General features: G+C 68.8%; 19 protein-coding genes. 10 read left to right on the top strand and 9 right to left on the bottom strand.

The genetic code is table 11. The annotated features are described in order from the left end of the window. Window position 1 precedes the first annotated feature (1 nt). The 4 genes from G6N32_RS03545 (at window position 2) to G6N32_RS03530 (ending at window position 1910) form a co-directional block, all read left to right on the top strand. A complete protein-coding gene (locus G6N32_RS03545) occupies window positions 2–304 on the top strand; it encodes a DUF1416 domain-containing protein (RefSeq protein WP_083118612.1) in 303 nt (100 codons plus the stop codon). Between the two features lie 147 nt (window positions 305–451). Next, window positions 452–1096, top strand: coding sequence for a heme-binding beta-barrel domain-containing protein (locus G6N32_RS03540; RefSeq protein ID WP_115317338.1), 645 nt, complete (start codon window positions 452–454; stop codon window positions 1094–1096). Continuing rightward, complete coding sequence (locus G6N32_RS03535) at window positions 1096–1413, top strand: hypothetical protein (protein ID WP_115317339.1); 318 nt, start codon at window positions 1096–1098, stop codon at window positions 1411–1413. Before G6N32_RS03540 ends, G6N32_RS03535 begins: the two co-directional genes overlap by 1 nt. A gap of 140 nt (window positions 1414–1553) precedes the next feature. Then, window positions 1554–1910: a hypothetical protein gene (locus G6N32_RS03530; protein ID WP_115317340.1), complete on the top strand. Its 357-nt coding sequence runs from the start codon at window positions 1554–1556 to the stop codon at window positions 1908–1910. A 250-nt stretch (window positions 1911–2160) separates the two neighbouring features. Here the strand turns inward: G6N32_RS03530 and G6N32_RS03525 are convergent, their stop codons facing one another. Further along, window positions 2161–3021 carry an aminodeoxychorismate lyase gene (locus G6N32_RS03525; protein ID WP_115318856.1) on the bottom strand — a complete coding sequence of 287 codons (861 nt, stop codon included), beginning with the start codon at window positions 3019–3021 and terminating at the stop codon, window positions 2161–2163. A 65-nt stretch (window positions 3022–3086) separates the two neighbouring features. On the opposite strand from G6N32_RS03525, the gene ygfZ reads away from it, so the two are divergent. Together ygfZ and G6N32_RS03515 are read left to right on the top strand one after the other, a co-directional pair. Beyond that, window positions 3087–4178 (top strand): CAF17-like 4Fe-4S cluster assembly/insertion protein YgfZ, encoded by a 1092-nt coding sequence (ygfZ, locus tag G6N32_RS03520; protein ID WP_115317341.1) that lies wholly within the window; start codon window positions 3087–3089, stop codon window positions 4176–4178. A 137-nt stretch (window positions 4179–4315) separates the two neighbouring features. Then, entirely contained in the window at window positions 4316–4507 is a 192-nt protein-coding gene (locus G6N32_RS03515) for a DUF3073 domain-containing protein (RefSeq protein WP_102808205.1), read from the top strand. A gap of 51 nt (window positions 4508–4558) precedes the next feature. Here G6N32_RS03515 and purM read toward each other — a convergent pair whose 3' ends face one another. Continuing rightward, window positions 4559–5629: a phosphoribosylformylglycinamidine cyclo-ligase gene (purM, locus tag G6N32_RS03510; RefSeq protein WP_115317342.1), complete on the bottom strand. Its 1071-nt coding sequence runs from the start codon at window positions 5627–5629 to the stop codon at window positions 4559–4561. Window positions 5630–5677: 48 nt separating this feature from the next. Continuing rightward, window positions 5678–6295, bottom strand: coding sequence for a DUF2461 domain-containing protein (locus tag G6N32_RS03505; protein ID WP_115317343.1), 618 nt, complete (start codon window positions 6293–6295; stop codon window positions 5678–5680). 29 nt (window positions 6296–6324) lie between these two features. Between G6N32_RS03505 and G6N32_RS03500 the strand changes: the two genes are divergently transcribed. Next, complete coding sequence (locus G6N32_RS03500; RefSeq protein ID WP_115317344.1) at window positions 6325–6759, top strand: cupin domain-containing protein; 435 nt, start codon at window positions 6325–6327, stop codon at window positions 6757–6759. A gap of 56 nt (window positions 6760–6815) precedes the next feature. Next, the gene (locus tag G6N32_RS03495) at window positions 6816–8138 is read left to right on the top strand and encodes a DUF2867 domain-containing protein (protein WP_115317345.1); all 1323 of its coding nucleotides are present in this window, start codon (window positions 6816–6818) and stop codon (window positions 8136–8138) included. 2 nt (window positions 8139–8140) lie between these two features. Here G6N32_RS03495 and purF read toward each other — a convergent pair whose 3' ends face one another. Together purF and G6N32_RS03485 are read right to left on the bottom strand one after the other, a co-directional pair. Then, window positions 8141–9670, bottom strand: a complete 1530-nt coding sequence (gene purF / locus G6N32_RS03490) for an amidophosphoribosyltransferase (RefSeq protein ID WP_410432903.1) — start codon at window positions 9668–9670, stop codon at window positions 8141–8143. Between the two features lie 92 nt (window positions 9671–9762). Further along, a complete protein-coding gene (locus G6N32_RS03485; RefSeq protein ID WP_115317346.1) occupies window positions 9763–10155 on the bottom strand; it encodes a sterol carrier family protein in 393 nt (130 codons plus the stop codon). 54 nt (window positions 10156–10209) lie between these two features. Between G6N32_RS03485 and G6N32_RS03480 the strand changes: the two genes are divergently transcribed. Further along, the gene (locus tag G6N32_RS03480) at window positions 10210–10620 is read left to right on the top strand and encodes a PPOX class F420-dependent oxidoreductase (protein ID WP_115317347.1); all 411 of its coding nucleotides are present in this window, start codon (window positions 10210–10212) and stop codon (window positions 10618–10620) included. Here the strand turns inward: G6N32_RS03480 and G6N32_RS03475 are convergent. The 3 genes from G6N32_RS03475 to purL are packed head-to-tail and all read right to left on the bottom strand — an operon-like array spanning window position 10617 to window position 15237. After that, window positions 10617–11165 (bottom strand): Rv0804 family intramembrane glutamic endopeptidase, encoded by a 549-nt coding sequence (locus G6N32_RS03475; RefSeq protein WP_115317348.1) that lies wholly within the window; start codon window positions 11163–11165, stop codon window positions 10617–10619. The two genes, G6N32_RS03480 and G6N32_RS03475, sit on opposite strands and share 4 nt — an antisense overlap. Beyond that, the gene (locus G6N32_RS03470; protein ID WP_115317349.1) at window positions 11162–12946 is read right to left on the bottom strand and encodes an alpha/beta hydrolase; all 1785 of its coding nucleotides are present in this window, start codon (window positions 12944–12946) and stop codon (window positions 11162–11164) included. Before G6N32_RS03470 ends, G6N32_RS03475 begins: the two co-directional genes overlap by 4 nt. After that, entirely contained in the window at window positions 12943–15237 is a 2295-nt protein-coding gene (gene purL / locus G6N32_RS03465; RefSeq protein ID WP_115317350.1) for a phosphoribosylformylglycinamidine synthase subunit PurL, read from the bottom strand. The genes G6N32_RS03470 and purL overlap by 4 nt, the downstream gene beginning before the upstream one ends. Before the next feature lie 240 nt (window positions 15238–15477). Between purL and G6N32_RS03460 the strand changes: the two genes are divergently transcribed. After that, window positions 15478–16323, top strand: coding sequence for a DUF4436 domain-containing protein (locus G6N32_RS03460; protein ID WP_115317351.1), 846 nt, complete (start codon window positions 15478–15480; stop codon window positions 16321–16323). Between the two features lie 3 nt (window positions 16324–16326). Here G6N32_RS03460 and G6N32_RS03455 read toward each other — a convergent pair whose 3' ends face one another. Continuing rightward, window positions 16327–17637 (bottom strand): M18 family aminopeptidase, encoded by a 1311-nt coding sequence (locus G6N32_RS03455; protein ID WP_172507211.1) that lies wholly within the window; start codon window positions 17635–17637, stop codon window positions 16327–16329. Between the last annotated feature and the right edge of the window lie 18 nt (window positions 17638–17655).

Here is a 17655-nt window from a genome sequence, read left to right as displayed (position 1 = left end):
CATGTGCTCTGCACCTAAACAAGGACAGACTCTGCCCGCCGGTGTCGACCTCGAGAAGGAGACCGTGATCACGGGCCGCGTGGTGGACGACTCGGGTCAGACGGTGGGTGGCGCCTTCGTTCGTCTGCTGGACTCGAGCGACGAGTTCACCGCCGAGGTGGTGGCCTCGGCGACCGGTGACTTCCGGTTCTTCGCGGCTCCGGGCACCTGGACGGTGCGTGCGCTGTCCAAGGTGGGCAACGGCGACGCCACCGTCGCGCCGACCGGTGCCGGGATCCACGAAGTCGACATCAAGGTCGCTTGATCGAGGGCGGCTCGGGCGGGACCTTCGCCCGGGCCCCAGATAGACTGTCACCGTGGTTCTTTTCTACGAGATCCTGCTGGTTGCGACAGTCGTGTTGATCACCTGGTTCGCGTTGTACGCGCTGTATCGACTGATCACCGACGAGTCGTGAGTTCTCCAGACATCTCCGGTAGCGGCGATCGCGCCGTGGCGGCTGCGGTCGAGCGGGCGAAGGAAACGGCGGTCCGCAACATCCCGGTTTTCGACGACCTGCCGGTTCCCGCCGACACCGCCAATTTGCGTCTGGGCGCCAACCTCAACGACGCACTGCTGGCGTTGCTGCCGCTGGTCGGGGTCTGGCGCGGCGAGGGCGAAGGCCGCGGCGCGCACGGCGACTACCACTTCGGGCAGCAGATCGTCGTTTCTCACGACGGCGGCGACTATCTGAACTGGGAGTCCCGGTCCTGGCGCCTCGACGAGGGTGGCGACTATCACTCCCCCGGACTGCGCGAGACCGGTTTCTGGCGGTTCGTCACAGATCCTGCCGACCCGGACGAATCGCAGGCCATCGAGCTGCTGCTGGCCCACTCCGCCGGGTATGTCGAGTTGTTCTACGGCCATCCGCGCAACCAGTCGTCCTGGGAGCTGGTGACCGATGCACTGGCGCGCAGCAAGTCCGGTGTGCTGGTCGGCGGGGCCAAGCGGCTCTACGGAATCGTCGAGGGCGACCTGGCCTACGTCGAGGAGCGGGTCGACGCCGACGGCGGACTGGTTCCGCACCTGTCCGCGCGGCTCACGCGACACGTCGGCTGATGCGCCGCGTTGCCCTCGGGGTCGCCACGGCGGCCACCGCGCTCCTCGCCGGGTGCGTCCCGGCCCCGTCCCCGTCGCAGCCGACCGCGATCAGCCCGGCGCCGAGCACCACCAGTCCCCTGCCTGACACCACATCCCCGGGCAGCACGACACCCGGGCCGGCCGAGCACGGTTCGCTGGCACGCTGCCTGCACGAGCACGGTGTCCCCGACTCGGCCGGTACCGCGGTGTTGGGTCCGCCGCCGGGTGTCGACCCAAGCATCTGGGATCAAGCGATGAAAGCGTGCTCGCCGCTGGAGCCGGGCCCGGCGGGCTGACGCCCGAACCGCTGGGCCGACAACGGATTGTCTCGACGTCCGCCCCCGCGATCACTCACAGCCCTCGCACAGCCGGGAGCTAATCAGTGCCTACGCGCCGTGCATACGGTCGGTCTTCCCCTACAGATGGAGACGACGAGATGACTCTGCGACTGTTGCATGCCGCAGCCATGGGCACCATCAGCGCGGGCCTGATCGGCGCGGTGGTGGCGTGTGCGCCCTCGAGCGACGCCGCGCCGGGCAACCCGCCCGGGCCGAATGACCCGTTCGCGACGTGTATGACCGACAACGGTGTGCCCGCACCGCCTCAGGGCGGTCCCGGCGCACCGGGCGGCCAGCCGAGCGGGCCCCCGCCACAAGGCGGTCCAGGCGGGCAGCCCAACCCCGGCGCGGCGGGCGGGCCGCCGCCGGCGCCGCCGGGTGTCGATCAATCGGTGTGGGACAAGGGTCTTCAGGCGTGCGCGTCATTGGCGCCCGCGCCGCCTCAGCAGCGCTGAGGGGCCGTCAGAAAAGGGGCGGCCCCCGAGCCGTTGTTCCCTGGTCGGACTAACCAAGAGCTCGGGGGCCGGGTAGCTGCCTGGAATTCGCCAGCGCGCTCAGAGCGCAGGTGAAATCCCGGCACCTGGTGCTGCTAGCGGGCAGCCACCTCACATGTCCTAGAAGCTATCAATTTTCCGGACCACCTCCCTTCTTGTGTACCGACGAAAGTACCCGCGTCAGAAAGGTTGTGCCAACACATTTTCGCGATCAGCGATCACAGACGATCGCGGCGTCGACCAGCGCGGCCACCTCGGCGGCCAACCGGGTGGGCGGCAGCGCCTGCCCGTCGAGAGTGTGCACCCGAGCCGCGAGCGTCATGCTGGACACCAGCCAAACCCCTTGTGCGGCATACAAGTCGGACGGTCTCAGCGCACGAAAGTCGCAGTCGTAGCCCTTATCACGGGCGACCTCGAACAGCGCCTGCTGCGTGGTGCCGCGCAGGATCGGGTACCACGGCGGCGGGCTGAGCAAGGTCGTGCCCGTCCCCTCGTCGGTGGCGATCACCACCGTCGAGCGAGGACCCTCGAGCAGGTACCCGTCGGAGCTGACGAAGATCACGTCACCGGCGCCTTTGTCGGCGGCGTGCCGCAGCGCGGCCATGTTCACCGCGTACGACAGCGTCTTGGCGCCCGCCACCAGCCACGGCATGGCATCCACTCCGCTGGACGGCAGCCCGCGATCGAGCAGCACCGCGGCGATACCGTCGCGGCGGGTGGCGACGACGCGGTCCGGCACGGGATTGACCGTCAGGTAGGCGGTCGGCGCCGAGCCACTTTCCCGACCGCGGCTGTACACCAGCCGCAGCGCGCCCTCGGCCGCCGTCGACGACGTCCACTGCCCCACCGCGACGCCGATGGCCCGCCGCCAGGCCGACAGGTCCGGTTCCGGAAGGTCCATCATCTTGGCCGACTGGGTAAGCCGGCGCAGATGCGCGTCCACCAGGCACGCGCGTCCGTCGCGCACCAACAGGGTCTCGAACACGCCGTCGCCCCGGACAGCCGCGAGGTCGTCGGCGAACAACAGCGGCTGCGCCGGGTCGCGCACCTCGCCGTCGAGAGTGACGAGCACCGAGGGGCGGCCGGGCATTCCAAGCATGGAGCATGAGCGTAGTGGCAGCCCCGTAGAGTTGATGTGTGTCAGCAGTCCCCGCACCTGACAGTTCCCCCGATGCCGGCGCGATCTGGCACTATGGCGATCCGTTCGGTGAGCAGCGCAGCGCCGAGCAGGATGCCGTCGTCGTCGATCGCTCGCACCGCGCGGTCATCACACTCACCGGGCCCGACCGGCGCAGCTGGCTGCACTCGATCTCCTCGCAGCACGTCAGTGAGCTGTCCGACGGCGCCTCCACCGAGAACCTGAGCCTCGACGGCCAAGGCCGTGTCGAAGACCACTGGGTGCAGACCGAGTTGGGTGACGTCACCTATCTCGACACCGAACGCGAGCGCGGTGAACCGCTGCTGGCCTACCTGCGCAAGATGGTGTTCTGGGCCGATGTCGCTCCGGAGGCCGCTGACCTGGCTGTTCTCTCCCTGCTCGGGCCGCGCCTCGCCGACGCGGCGGTGCTCGGCGCGCTGGGCCTCGACGAGCTGCCCGCGGAGTCGGCGGCCGTTTCCCTCGCCGGCGGTGGTTTCCTGCGTCGGATGCCCGCCCGGCTCGGTCAGATCGAACTCGACCTGGTGATTCCCCGCGCCGATGTGACGACCTGGCTGGGCAGGCTGGACGCGGCAGGGGTGCGCCGTGCCGGGGTGTGGGCGTACGAGGCGCTGCGGGTCGCGGCGCAGCGCCCAAGGCTGGGCGTGGATACCGACGAGCGGACGATCCCGCACGAGGTCGGATGGATCGGCGGCCCCGGGCAAGGAGCCGTGCACCTGGACAAGGGTTGCTATCGCGGCCAGGAGACGGTCGCGCGGGTTCACAACTTGGGAAAGCCGCCCCGGATGCTGGTCCTGGTGCATCTCGACGGATCGGGTGAGCGGCCGGTCACCGGTGATCCGCTGCTGGCCGGTGGGCGTGTCGTGGGCCGGCTCGGCACCGTCGTCGACCATGTCGATCTCGGGCCGATCGCCTTGGCTCTGGTCAAGCGGGGTATTCCGGCCGATACGGCTCTGACCACGGGCGGAGAGCATGCGGTGGCCGCCGAGATCGACCCGGAATCGCTGCCGCCGACCGATGCCGTGGGAGCCGGGCGGCTCGCGGTTGAGCGTTTGCGTCGCGGCGCGAACTGACGTTCTCCCACGGCCGAACGGGCCTGCCAGCACATCGCACCGGGGCACGGTAAGGTGTGGACAGGACAATAACGAACACACAGATCGGAGCCGCCTGCATCCCGGGCCGCTCCGTTATTGCGCGAGGGGGTTCCCCCATGGGCCGCGGCCGGGCAAAGGCAAAGCAGACCAAGGTTGCTCGGGAGTTGAAATACAGCTCCCCACAGACCGATTTCAGTCGGCTCCAACAGGAGCTGTCGGGGTCGGAGTCTGAGTCGGATGAGCCTGACACCGTAGACAACGGGTTCGGCGAGGACCCGTGGGCCGACGAGGGTAGCTGGCGGCGCTGAGCCGCCGCCCCTCCTCACATGCGCTGGGCCTCGATCCGCTAAAGCGAGGATCTAGAAGCGAGGATGTAGTCCTACCAGCTTCGCTCTCGGGCCATCCTTGCCCTTGGTCACAGTGCCCAGTGTCCAGCAGTTCAGATGGCGTGCAGTCAGAATCGCCAGCGCGCGGTCGGTGTCCTCCGGCGCGACGACGGCGACCATCCCGACGCCCATGTTGAACGTCTTCTCCATCTCCGGGCGGTCGATGCGGCCACGCTGCGCGATCATCGCGAACACCGGTGCGGGCGTCCACGTCCCGCGATCCAGTTCGGCGACCAGACCGTGCGGGATGACGCGCTCGAGATTGGCGGCAAGCCCACCACCGGTGACATGGCAGAACGTGCGCACCTGCGTCTCGGCAGCCAGCGCCAGGCAGTCCTTGGCGTAGATCCGGGTGGGCTCGAGCAATTCCTCCCCGAGCGTGCGGCCGAACTCTTCGACGTGCCCGGCGAGGTTCATCCGGTCGATCTCGAGCAGGACCTTGCGGGCCAGCGAGTAGCCGTTGGAATGCAGACCGGACGATCCCATCGCGATGATCACGTCACCGGGGCGCACCCGGTCGGGCCCCAGCACGTCGTCGGCCTCGACGACGCCCACGCCGGTGGCGGAGATGTCGTAATGGTCGGGTTCCATCAGCCCGGGATGTTCTGCCGTCTCCCCGCCCAACAACGCGCATCCGGCGATCACACAGCCCTCGGCGATACCCGAGACGATCGCGGCGACACGCTCCGGAACCGTACGTCCGACGGCGATGTAGTCCTGCAGGAACAACGGCTCGGCGCCACACACCACGAGGTCGTCGACCACCATCGCGACCAGGTCCAAGCCGACGGTGTCGTGCTTGTCCATCGCCTGCGCCACCGCGAGCTTGGTGCCGACCCCGTCGGTCGACGCGGCCAGCAGCGGCTCCCGGTAGTCCCCGCGCAGCGCGAACAGCCCGGCGAAGCCGCCAAGCCCGCCCCGCACCTCGGGCCTGGTGGCCCGCTTCGCAAGCGGCTTGAACAGCTCGACCGCGCGGTCACCGGCCTCGATATCCACCCCGGCCGATGCGTAGGAAATCTGGTTGTCTTCCTCGCGATCCGTCATCGGGCATAAGGCTACCGGTCGACGTCCGCGGGAGAAACGTAGCAGTCGTCAGCCGACGTGCCGGGCCAGCCAGTCGCGCAACGGCGCCCCGGCGCGCAACGTGGTGACCACGCGGTCCTTGGCCTTCGCCGTACCCAGCCAGGCGCCGACCGGCCAGGTCTTCATCATCGCGATGCCTTTATGGCGCAGTAGGTCGATGCGCGGATGATCCTTCGGGTAGCCCCTCGGCGCGGTCTTGAGGACGTCATGGGCCATCGTCTCGTAGCCGCCCGCGCGCAGCGCGTCGACGATGCCGGCCAGCTCGGCGCCGGACTTCTCGGCGTCGACCGCCGCCCGGTACCGGGCCAGCGCCGCGGCGTCGGGCATGTACAGACCACTGCCCACCGACAGGCCGTCGGCCGAGAACGACACGTAGCCCGAGCCGAGCCTGGCTGCGCAGTTGGTTTTGTACGGGGATTTGTCGGCGCTGAACCGCACGTCACGGTGCGGCCGGAACAGCGTGCCCTCGCCGAACTCGCCGGCCAGCTCGGCGAGCAGCTCCTCCATCGGGGCTTTCACCTGGCGGTCGTAGACACCGCGATGCGCGGTCCAATAGACCTTGGAGTTGTCAGCCTCCAGCCCCTCGTAGAACTCCACAGCCTCGATCGGCCAGCCCCGAAACGCCATTGCGACATTGTGTGACACTCTGGTGCGCGATGAAACCAGTGCGGTGTTTCCCTGCGGCGTTGACCATCGCGATCACCGGTGCGGTGTTGTTCCCCGCATCGGCTGCGGCGACGCCCAACTCGGGCATCGAGGCGGACACCTTGGTGCAGTCCACTCTGGACGGCAGGGACTTCGTGACCCGGGAGCTCACCATCGCCCCCGGCGGCACCACCGGCTGGCACTACCACCCGGGCCAGGTGTTCGGGGTGATCAAGCAGGGCACCTTGACCCACTACAAGGGCGACTGCTCGGTCGACGGTGTGTACAACGCGGGCGACTCGATCAGCGAGGGCAGCGGCACCGGTTATATCCACGAGGGCCGCAATGAGGGCCCGGTCCCGGTGGTGATGTGGGTGCTCTACATCAAGCCCGCGGGCAGCCCGCTGGCAGTCGATGCGCCGAATCCGGGTTGCCCGTTCGAATAAGTGGCAATCCAACCGGTCCTCGGCTCCGAATTACGGGGGCGACGAACGGAGGATCCATGTCGGCGAAGCAGATCCGATGCTTGGTGACCGGTGCCACCGGTTACGTCGGCGGCCGCCTGGTGCCGCGACTGCTGGAGGACGGTTTCGCCGTGCGGGCGCTGGCGCGAAACCCGGACAAACTCGCGAACGTGCCGTGGCGCGACCAGATCGAGATCGCTCGCGGTGACCTCACCGACGCCGACTCGCTCGCCGAGGCTTTCACCGACATCGACGTCGTCTACTACCTGGTGCACTCCATGGGCACGTCGGCGGATTTCGCCGCCGACGAGCGGCGCGCGGCCCAGAACGTCGTCACCGCCGCCCGAAGCGCGGGCGTGAAGCGCATCGTCTACCTCAGCGGCCTGCACCCGGAGGGCGCCGAGCTGTCCACGCACCTGGCGTCGCGCACCACGGTCGGTGAGATCCTCATCGCATCGGGCATCGAGACGGTGGTGTTGCAGGCCGGGGTGGTGGTGGGCTCGGGATCGGCGTCGTTCGAGATGATCCGTCACCTCACCGACCGCCTGCCGGTGATGACGACACCGAAGTGGGTGCACAACAAGATTCAGCCGATCGCGATCCGCGACGTGTTGCACTATCTCGCCGCCGCGGCCACCGCCGACGTGCCGAAGTCGCGGGCCTGGGACATCGGTGGGCCGGACGTCCTCGAGTACGGCGACATGATGCAGATCTACGCCGAGGTCGCCGGGCTGAGCCAACGCCGCATCATCGTGCTGCCGGTGCTGACCCCGCGGATCGCCGCACTGTGGGTGGGATTCGTGACGCCCATCCCGTCCGGTCTGGCCCGCCCGCTGGTCGAATCCCTGCATTGCGATGCCGTCATGAACAACCACGACATCGACACCGTCATCGACCGGCCGGCCGCCGGCCTCACCCCCTACCGGCGGGCGGTCTCGCTCGCCTTGGCCCGGATCGCCCGCGGCGAGGTGGAGACCACGTGGGACACCGGCACCGCCGCGCCGCTGCCGAACGACCCGGACTGGGCCGGCGCCATCGTTTACACCGACACCCGGTCGTTGCGCACGACGGCAAGCCCGGAGCGGCTGTGGGAGGCGGTCGAGCATTCCGTTCCGCCGCGCTGGCACGTGGAGAGCCGCGACGAGGGTGCGCTGCTACGGCTGCGGGCCGACGACCGCAGCCCGGGGGTGCGTTGGCTGGAGATGCGGGTCGCACCCGACCAGGGCGGCAGCCGATATGACCAGCAGGCGATCTTCTATCCGCGCGGGCTGCTGGGCCGGTTGTACTGGCTGGCCGGACGCCCATTGCATTCGGCCACGCTGGGCGCGCAGATGCGCAAGGTCAGCGAGGCCGCCGGGTAGCCTCAGGGCCTGCTGAGCGCCGAGACGTTGTCGTTGTCGACTGACACCGGCTGGATCGGAAGCCCGGTGCGGGCGGCGGTGGCCAGCATGTGCTCGACGACGTTCTTGCCGAGCGCGGTCTCGCCGGGCAGTTCGATCGGGTAGGTGCCGTCGAAGCAGGCGCAGCACAGCCGCGTGGCGGGCTGTTCGGTCGCCGCGATCATGCCCTGCTTGGAGATGTAACCCAGGGTGTCGGCGCCGATCGCATGCCGCACCGCTTCGAGCATCTCGCCCTCTTTGTCCACCGCGTTGGCGATCAGCTCGGCCGGGGTGGCGAAGTCGATGCCGTAGAAGCACGGCCACTTCACCGGTGGCGACGCGATGCGCACGTGTACCTCGACCGCACCCGCCTCACGCAGCATGCGCACCAGCGCGCGCTGGGTGTTGCCGCGCACGATCGAGTCGTCGACGACGATGAGCCGCTTGCCGCGGATCACTTCCTTGAGCGGATTGAGCTTGAGCCGGATGCCGAGCTGACGGATGGTCTGCGACGGCTGGATGAACGTGCGCCCGACGTAGGCGTTCTTCATCAGGCCCTGGCCGAACGGGATGCCGGACCCTTGGGCGTATCCGACCGCGGCGGGTGTTCCCGATTCCGGAACGCCGATGACCAGGTCGGCGTCGACGGGCTGCTCGGCGGCGAGCCGGCGGCCGATGTCGACGCGGGTGGCGTGCACGGACCGGCCGCCGATGACGCTGTCGGGCCGGGCGAGATAGACGTACTCGAACACGCAACCCTTGGGGGTCGGGTTTGCGAACCGGGTGGAACGCACGCCGTCGGCGTCGATGGCCAGCAGTTCACCGGGCTCGATGTCGCGGACGAACGAGGCGCCGACGATGTCGAGGGCGGCGGTCTCGGAGGCCACCACCCAGCCGCGGTCGAGCCGGCCCAGCGACAGCGGGCGCACGCCGTACGGGTCGCGCGCGGCGTAGAGCGTGTTCTCGTCCATGAAGGTCAGGCAGAACGCCCCGCGCACGCTGGGCAGCAATTCCAGGGCTGCTTGCTCGATGCTGGAGTCGGCCGCGCCGTGGGCCAGCAGAGCGCCGAGGATGTCGGAGTCGGTGGTCGCCGCACCCGGCATGTTCGGGTTGATCAGCCCGGCATCCCGGGCGCGGGCGGCCAGATCGGTGGTGTTGACCAGGTTTCCGTTGTGTCCCAACGCGATTCCGGTGCCCGCCGCGGTGTTACGGAACACCGGTTGGGCATTTTCCCAGGTCGTGGACCCGGTGGTCGAGTACCGGCAGTGACCGATGGCGACGTGGCCGGGCATGGCGGCCAGCGTCTGCTCGTCGAATACCTGGCTGACCAGACCCAGATCCTTGAAAACCAGGACCTGCGATCCGTCGGCGACGGCGATGCCTGCGGCTTCCTGACCCCTGTGCTGCAGGGCATAGAGACCGTAATAAGTGAGTTTGGCTACATCCTCGCCTGGAGCCCATACGCCGAAGACGCCGCACTCTTCCCGAGGGTCGTTCTCCACGTGTTCGGTCACGATATGGGCTGCTCCCTGGCGCAGGTTGGTGACGTAAGCCAGTTTACGGGCATCGGCTCCAAACACGGAACCCAACGCCGAGTGTCGGGGCCTCAGTCGGTCAGTGTCACGACGGGGAGCCAGGACTCCACCTCGCCCGCCCGGGATCCCGACAGCCGCAGCCCCCCGCCCCGGGAGGCCTCGTCGACGCCCAGCAGGCCGGTCGCCAGCCGCAGCCAGGTCCGCGGATCGGCCTCCACCACATTGGGGGGTGTACCGCGGGTGTGGCGGGGCCCGGAGATGCATTGGACCGCAACAAAAGGTGGCACGCGCACCTCCACGCTCGCGCCTGGCGCGACCGCGGCCAGGGTGCGGGCGGTCAACCGGACGGCCGCGGCGATCGCCGGTCGGTCAGGGGCGGGTGCGGTGTCGTCGCGGAGCCAGTCCGAGACGGCCCGAACCGCGGCGACGGTGGCTTCGGGGTCGGCGCTGCTGCGGGCGGGCACCAGTCGAGTATGCGGTATTGACGTCAACCGAAGTTGAGGTCCTACCGTGACGTGATGGCGTTCAAACCGCACGAAATCGAATACCTGAAGTCGGCGGATCTCGGCAGGCTGGCCACCATCGCACCGGACGGCACGCTGCAGAACAGTCCGGTCGGCTTCACCTACAACGACGCACTGGGCACCCTCGACGTCGTCGGCTACAACATGGCCAAGAGCCGCAAGTTCCGCAACCTGGCCACCAACAACACCGTTGCGTTCGTCGTCGACGACATCGCCTCGCGCAGCCCGTGGCGGGTGCGATGTCTGGAGATCCGCGGCACCGCCGAACAGGCCGAGGCGCCCGACGGGGATGCGATCATCCGGATCACGCCCAAACGGATCATCAGCTTCGGCATCGACGACACCGAGACCGAACCGCACGAACTGGTGCCGGACAGCCGGGACGTGCCGACGACGGGCGACTAGCGCCGCTGCAGCACGATCGCGGCCACCGCGGCGGACTCGTTGAACGCCGTGTGCGCCAGCACCGGTGCCAGCACGCTGCCCGACCGTCTGGCGAGCCAGCCGAACACCCAGCCGGCCACCCCGGTCACCACCACGGTGCCCAGCACCGGGTCGCCGACCCGGCGCGCGTCGGGGATGTGCCAGAGCCCGAAGGCGGCCGCTTGCGCCAGCGGGCCGAATGTCGGCCCGAGCGCCCGAACCGCGACGGTCTGAAACAGGCCCCGAAACAGCATCTCTTCCGTCCACGCCGTCGCAATCGGAATGTCCAGCGCCAGCCACCGGACGGGATTCGGCGGGACCGTGCGGTCGACCATCCCCTGGCGCACCCGCGGCACTCTGGTCAGCGCCGCGACGGTCAGCACCACAAACCCGCCCGCGACCCCTCCGGTTCGCAGGCCCGACCATAGCCGTGGCGGCCACAATCCCAGCGGCGCACCGACGGCCGCCGCCAACCCGGTGCTGACGATCGCACGTACGGCCGGTGCACCGGAATCCTTGGTGATCATTGGAATTCGGGTCCGCCTGCCGCGATGAGCTTGTCGAGGGAACGCCGGACCCGGTCGGTGTCGGCGGGTGTCCAGCCGTCGGGTGCGGCGACCGCGACCCAGCCGTCGAGCGGGCTGTCGCCGTAGTTGTGGCCGTGCCCGTTCGGCGCCGCCTGTGAGCTGGTGACGTTACCCGCCATATCGGCACTGACCTGCCAGAACGTGACGATGGGATACCACTGCATGGCGGGGCTGCGGTCGAAGCCCGGCGGCTCCCGCAGCCAGTCGGGCCGGGTGAACAACAGCCGCGGTGACCACCACACCACCGGGTCCGACGGGTGCTGCAGGTAGAGCACCCGGGTGCCCTTCCAGGTCGGGGATGCCGCGATCCCGGCGATCTGTTCGGGCCCGGCGGCCTGCGCGAACCGCACGGTGCGCCCGCCGTCGTAGCGCGGTTGGTATTCCGGGCTGCCCGGATCACGCCGCACGGTCAGTGCCTTCCACAACACGCTGGCGTTGGGTGGCCCGACCCACAGCACCGACGAGAACCCCTTGTCGACGACGTCGGGAAGGTATCCGAACGCGCCCTGACCGGCCAGCGACCCCAGGCTTTCGCCGTAGAGCATCAGCTTGGGGCGGCCGGCCTCCGGCCACTGCAGCCATCGGCGCTGGATGCCGTTGATCATCGCCCGGCCCGCCTCCACCGACTTGTCGCGGTCGGCAAGGAACGAGATCCAGCTCGGCAGGTAGGAGTACTGCATGGCGACCAGCGCAGTGTCGCCGTTGTACATCGACTCGATGGCCCTGGCCGCCACCGGGTCGACCCAGCCGGTGCCGGTGGTGGGGATGATGACCAGAATTTTGCGCTCAAAAGCCTTGGTGCGCTGCAACTCCGAGAGCAGGACGGCCACCCGGCCCTCGGTGGTGTCCGCCGTTTCCAGGCCGGCGTAGATCCGGATCGGCTCCTTCGCGGGCCGCCCGTTGAGCTCGGTGAGCTCGGTGGCGTCCGGCCCGGTGCCGACAAAGTTGCGCCCCTGGAACCCCAGGGTGTCCCACGGGGCGAATGATGCCGAGCTGCCCGATCTTTCGGGCCGGACAGGTTGTTCGACGCCGGGACGGGTGGTGTCGTTCTGGGGCTGGAACACCGCACTGGCACCGGCGATGAAGCCTCGGTAGAGCACCCCGTTGACGAGGGTGATGATCAGCACCACGACGATCGCGGTGCCGATGAACATCGCGACTTCGTCGTTGATGTGCCACCGCCGGATCATCAGCCGCGCCAAGAACTTGATGGCGTCCTTGATCACCCGCGCGGCACCGACGAACAGTCCGCCGGCGACCAGCGCGACGGCCAGCGTGCGCAGGTAGATCAGCGTGGAGGGACCTTCGATACCCATGACGGCCGCGATCTCGCGCTGCCAGGCGGCGGCAGGCACGAGCATCAGCACGCTGGCACCGATCGACAGCACCACGGTCGCAGCCTTGAGACGGAAGGCAATCCGCCCGCTCGGCGGCCACCACGGCTGGTGGTCGAGGAAGAGCCGGCGAACCGCCTTGCCCGCCAACACCCCGATGCCGTACCCGATGGCGGCGTTGATCCCGCCGATCACACCGGCCAGCACCCAGTCGCGCGGAACCAGCGACGGCGTCAGGGACAGGCAGAAGAACAGCGCACCGACCGCCACCCCGACGAAGTCCAGCCGGACCAGGCTCCACGTCCACTCGATCAGCGACTCGCGGCGACGCTGTGTCCCGGTCGGGGACTGAGCCTCACCGGTGACATCGTCGACCGCACTGGTCATCCGAACAGCCCGGGCAGCACTTTCTCGGAGGTGGCGCGCAGCTCCGCCAGCGTCACGGTGAACAAGCCTTGCACCTCAACGGAATCCGAGCCGGGGTCCGACACCCCGATCCGGGTGACCGGCAGCCCGCGGGCCTCGCACATCGACACCAACCGGCTCTCTTCGGTCCGCGGCACGGCGACCAGGGCACGGCCTGCGGACTCGGAGAACAGCGTGACGAACGGGTCAGCCTGCTCGGGAAGCACGATGCGGCAACCGGTTTCACCGGCCAGCGCCGCTTCGATGACGGCCTGGATGAGTCCGCCTTCGCTCAGGTCGTGGGCTGCCGAGGCAAGCCCGTCGCGGGACGCGGCGACCAGCACCTCGGCCAGCAGCTTCTCCCGCTCCAGGTCCACCTGCGGCGGCACGCCACCGAGATGGTCACCGGTGACCTGAGCCCAGATCGAGCCGTCGAACTCGTCGCGGGTGTCACCCAGCAGCAGAAGGCTCTCCCCCGGCTCGTTTCCGAGACCGGTGGGCAGCCGGCGCGTCACGTCGTCGAGGACGCCGAGCACACCCACTACCGGGGTCGGCAGGATAGGCGTCGCCCCGGTCTGGTTGTAGAAGCTGACGTTGCCGCCGGTGACCGGAATGCCAAGGGCTGCACAGCCATCCGCCAATCCGCGGACGGCCTGCGAGAACTGCCACATCACCCCGGGGTCTTCGGGTGAGCCGAAGTTGAGGCAATTGGTCACCGCGACGGGCGTCGCACCGGTGACGGCGACATTGCGGTAGGCCTCGGCCAGCGCCAGCTGTGCGCCGGTGTACGGATCGAGTTGGGTATAGCGGCCTGACGCGTCGGTGGACAATGCGATTCCGCGGCCGGTGGCTTCGTCGATGCGCAGCACGCCGCCGTCGGCATGTTCGGCCAGCACGGTATTACCGCGCACGTAGCGGTCGTACTGCTCGGTGATGAACGCGCGGCTGCACAGATGCGGACTGCCAACCAGCGCAAGCACAGTCGCGCGCAGTTCGGCACCGGTCTGCGGGCGCGGCAGCTTGGCCGACGTGTCGGCGATCAGCGCGTCCTGGGTGTCGGGCCGTTGCACCGGCCGTTCGTAGACCGGCCCCTCGTGGGCCACGGTCCGCGGCGGCACGTCGACGACGGTCTCGCCCTGCCAGGTGATCTGCAGGCGGTCGCCGTCGGTGACCTCGCCGATGACGGTGGCCAGCACATCCCATTTGCGGCACACCGCCAGGAACGCGTCGACGTTGTCCGGGGTAACCACCGCGCACATGCGTTCCTGCGACTCGCTGGAGAGCACCTCGGCCGGGGTCATGTCTTTCGCCCGCAGCGGCACCCGGTCCAGCTCGATGCGCATGCCGCCATCGCCGGCGGACGCGAGTTCGGATGTCGCACAGGACAATCCGGCCCCGCCGAGGTCCTGGATCCCGACCACCAGGCCGGCGGCGTACAGCTCCAGGCAGCATTCGATGAGCACCTTCTCGGTGAAGGGGTCCCCGACCTGAACGCTCGGCAGCTTCTTGCGGCCCGCACCGGACTCGTCGCCGGAGAAGGTGTCCGAAGCCAGCACCGACACCCCGCCGATGCCGTCGAGGCCGGTGCGCGCGCCGAACAGGATGATCTTGTTGCCGGTTCCGGAGGCGAACGCCAGGTGCAGGTCCTCCTTGCGCAGCACACCCACGCACAGCGCGTTCACCAGGGGGTTGCCGGCGTAGGAGGCGTCGAACACCGTCTCGCCGCCGATATTCGGCAGGCCGAGGGAGTTGCCGTAGCCGCCGATGCCGCGGACCACACCGTCGAGCACCCGGCGGGTGTCGGGGGCGTCGGCCGCACCGAACCGCAGCTGGTCCATCACCGCCACCGGGCGCGCACCCATGGCCATGATGTCGCGCACGATGCCGCCCACACCGGTGGCCGCGCCCTGGTAGGGCTCGACGTAGGACGGGTGGTTGTGCGACTCGACCTTGAACGTGACCGCCCAGCCGTCGCCGATGTCCACCACGCCGGCGTTCTCGCCGATACCGGCCAGCATCGAGGACCGCATGGCCTCCGTCGTGGTCTCACCGAAGTAGCGCAGGTGCACCTTGGAGGACTTGTACGAGCAGTGTTCGCTCCACATGACCGAGTACATGGCGAGCTCGGCGTCAGTGGGCCTGCGGCCGAGGATGTCCCGGATCCGCTGATATTCGTCGTCTTTGAGCCCGAGTTCGCGATACGGCTGCGGGTGCTCGGGGGTGGTTGACGCGTGGTCGACGGTATCGACTGCTCCAGAGAGCCCAGATGTCACGCCAGACAGTCTAGTGGCGCAGCTGCGTGATGCCGCGTCCTTGTACCTGCAGGCGTAAACGCCGACGCTGCGCTACCTCATCAGCACCACGGTCACCACCCGTGCCCGCTGTGCGGACCGGTCCACCTCGGCGCCCGTCGAGCGTCACCGCAACGGCCCGGCTGATGGGCCCAGCACCGCGGCTGTCCGCCTGTGCCACGCTATGTGCGTTACGCGCAGCAACTTTGGGGAAGGCTGAGTATGAAGGTTCGCCTCGTCGCAATTGTGGTAGTCCTCATCGGCGCGTACATCGCGACAATCTCGCTGTATGCGGGGACCGGTCTGGGCGAGCCGTCGCGGCTCGTTCAGGGAACCGCCACGACGGACGGGACCACCGTGACCGCCGACCTTGTCGAGGTTCATTCCGCCAGGGGCGAATTGGTCGTCAACGTGACGGTGGTCCCGGGTCCCAAACTGGTGGATCCGGTGACGCATGGGCTCGTCGAAGATCTCGGCCTCACAGTTGACTCGGGGATCACACCGACCATCAGGACATGGACCAAGGGCTCGACACCGGGCACCGTGCCGGTGACGCTGGCGATGACAGGCGACCCCGGCACCTATCCCTTCGATCGTTACCAAGCAGGCCCGCTGACCATCGAGGTCACGGTGGGTGACAGTCACGCGGTAACCCGGGTGTCGCCGTCGATCTACGACCGGACTCCCGGCTGGCAGTTCCGGGCTCAGCCGAGTGAGGAGGGCAGCCGGCCGAGCGCCTACCTAGTGGACCTCCACCGGTCGCCCAGCACTGCCGCGGTGGTGGCGATGCTGCTGGCGGCGCTGGTCACGATCGCGGTGTTGGGCATCACGGTGGCGGTGCAGACGGTGCGCGATCGGCGCAAGTTCCAGCCGCCGATGACAACCTGGTTCGCGGCGATGCTGTTCGCCGTGGTGCCGCTGCGCAACGCGCTTCCCGACGCACCGACGATCGGAACATGGATCGACGTGACCGTGATCTTGTGGGTCGTCGTGGCGTTGGTGGCGTCGATGGCGCTCTACATCGTGTGCTGGTGGCGCCACCTCGACCCGGCGTACAACAAGCTGTGAGCTTTACTGCGGCGCCAGAAACGCTTGCAGCGCAGCGGCATACGCGATGATGTCGGCCGCGCCCATCAGTTCGCGGGCGGAGTGCATGGCCAGCTGGGCCGCTCCGACGTCGACGGTGGGGATGCCGGTCCGCGCCGATGTCATCGGCCCGATCGTCGAGCCGCACGGCAGGTCGGCACGATGCTCGTACCGTTGCAGCGGCACGCCCGCCTGCCGGCAGGCCAGTTCGAACGCGGCCGCGGTCCGGCCGTCGGTGGCGTAGCGCAGGTTCGGTTGCACCTTGAGCACCGGGCCGCCATCGACGGCGATCAGGTGCCCGGGTTCGTGGCGGTCGGGATAGTTGGGATGCGTGGCATGCGCCATGTCGCCGGAGGCCACCATCGACCCGGTGAGCCGGCGCAGGAAATCCTCGCGGTCGCCGCCGGCTGCCAGCACGATGCGCTCCAGCGTGGTCAGCAGCAGATCAGACTGGGCGCCGTGATCCGACGTCGAACCGACCTCCTCGTGGTCGAACAGGGCCAGCACCGGCAGGTAGCCGCTGGGCTCCGCGGCCAGGAACGCTTCCAGCCCGGCGTAGCAGGTGCCCTGGTTGTCCAGCCTGGGTGCGCTGACGAACTCGCCGGCCACACCGATCAGCGCCGACGGGGTCAGATCGTGGGTCATCAGATCCGCTGACAACAGGTCGGCCGGGTTCACGCCGGCGTGCTCGGCGACGTAGGCCAGGAACGACCGCGGCGTGTCCCCCAGACCCCACACCGCGTTCACATGGCGCTGCGGGTCGAGTTTCACCGCCGCGCGGTCTTCGGCCAGGTGGATGGCCAGCTGCGGCACCCGCAGGATCGGGTCGTCGATGCGTACCAGCCGGTGCGACACCCCGCCGTCGGCGCCGCGGTCCCGAACCGACAGACGGCCGCTGATCCCGAGGTCGCGGTCCAGCCAGGAGTTGAGCCACGCCCCGCCGTACGGCTCCAGGGCCACCACCTGCCAGCCGGCCACCACCCGGTCCGGATGCTGCTTGACGCGCAGATTCGGGCTGTCGGTGTGGCCGCCGACGATGCGGAACGGCCGGCCCGGATCCCCGCCCGAATGCTGGGGACTTTTCCACGCCACCAGCGAGCCGGCCCGCACGGTGAAGTACCGTCCGCCCACCTCGGGCCATCGATCGGTCTCGGCCAGTTCGGTGTAGCCCGCGTCGCGTAGCCGCTGCGCCGCCGTCTGGCAGACGTGGAAGGGCGACGGCGACGCGTCGATGAATTCGCACAATCCCCGCGCGCTGGCAGCTGTGGACATGATCACCATCATCGCCGACGTCATTTTCGTTAGGGTCAGACG

The sequence above is a fragment of the Mycolicibacterium aichiense genome (assembly GCF_010726245.1).
Classification (GTDB): Bacteria; Actinomycetota; Actinomycetes; order Mycobacteriales; family Mycobacteriaceae; genus Mycobacterium; species Mycobacterium aichiense.
The sequence above is the reverse complement of the archived record's forward strand: the minus strand, read 5'-3'. Positions and strand labels throughout refer to the sequence as shown.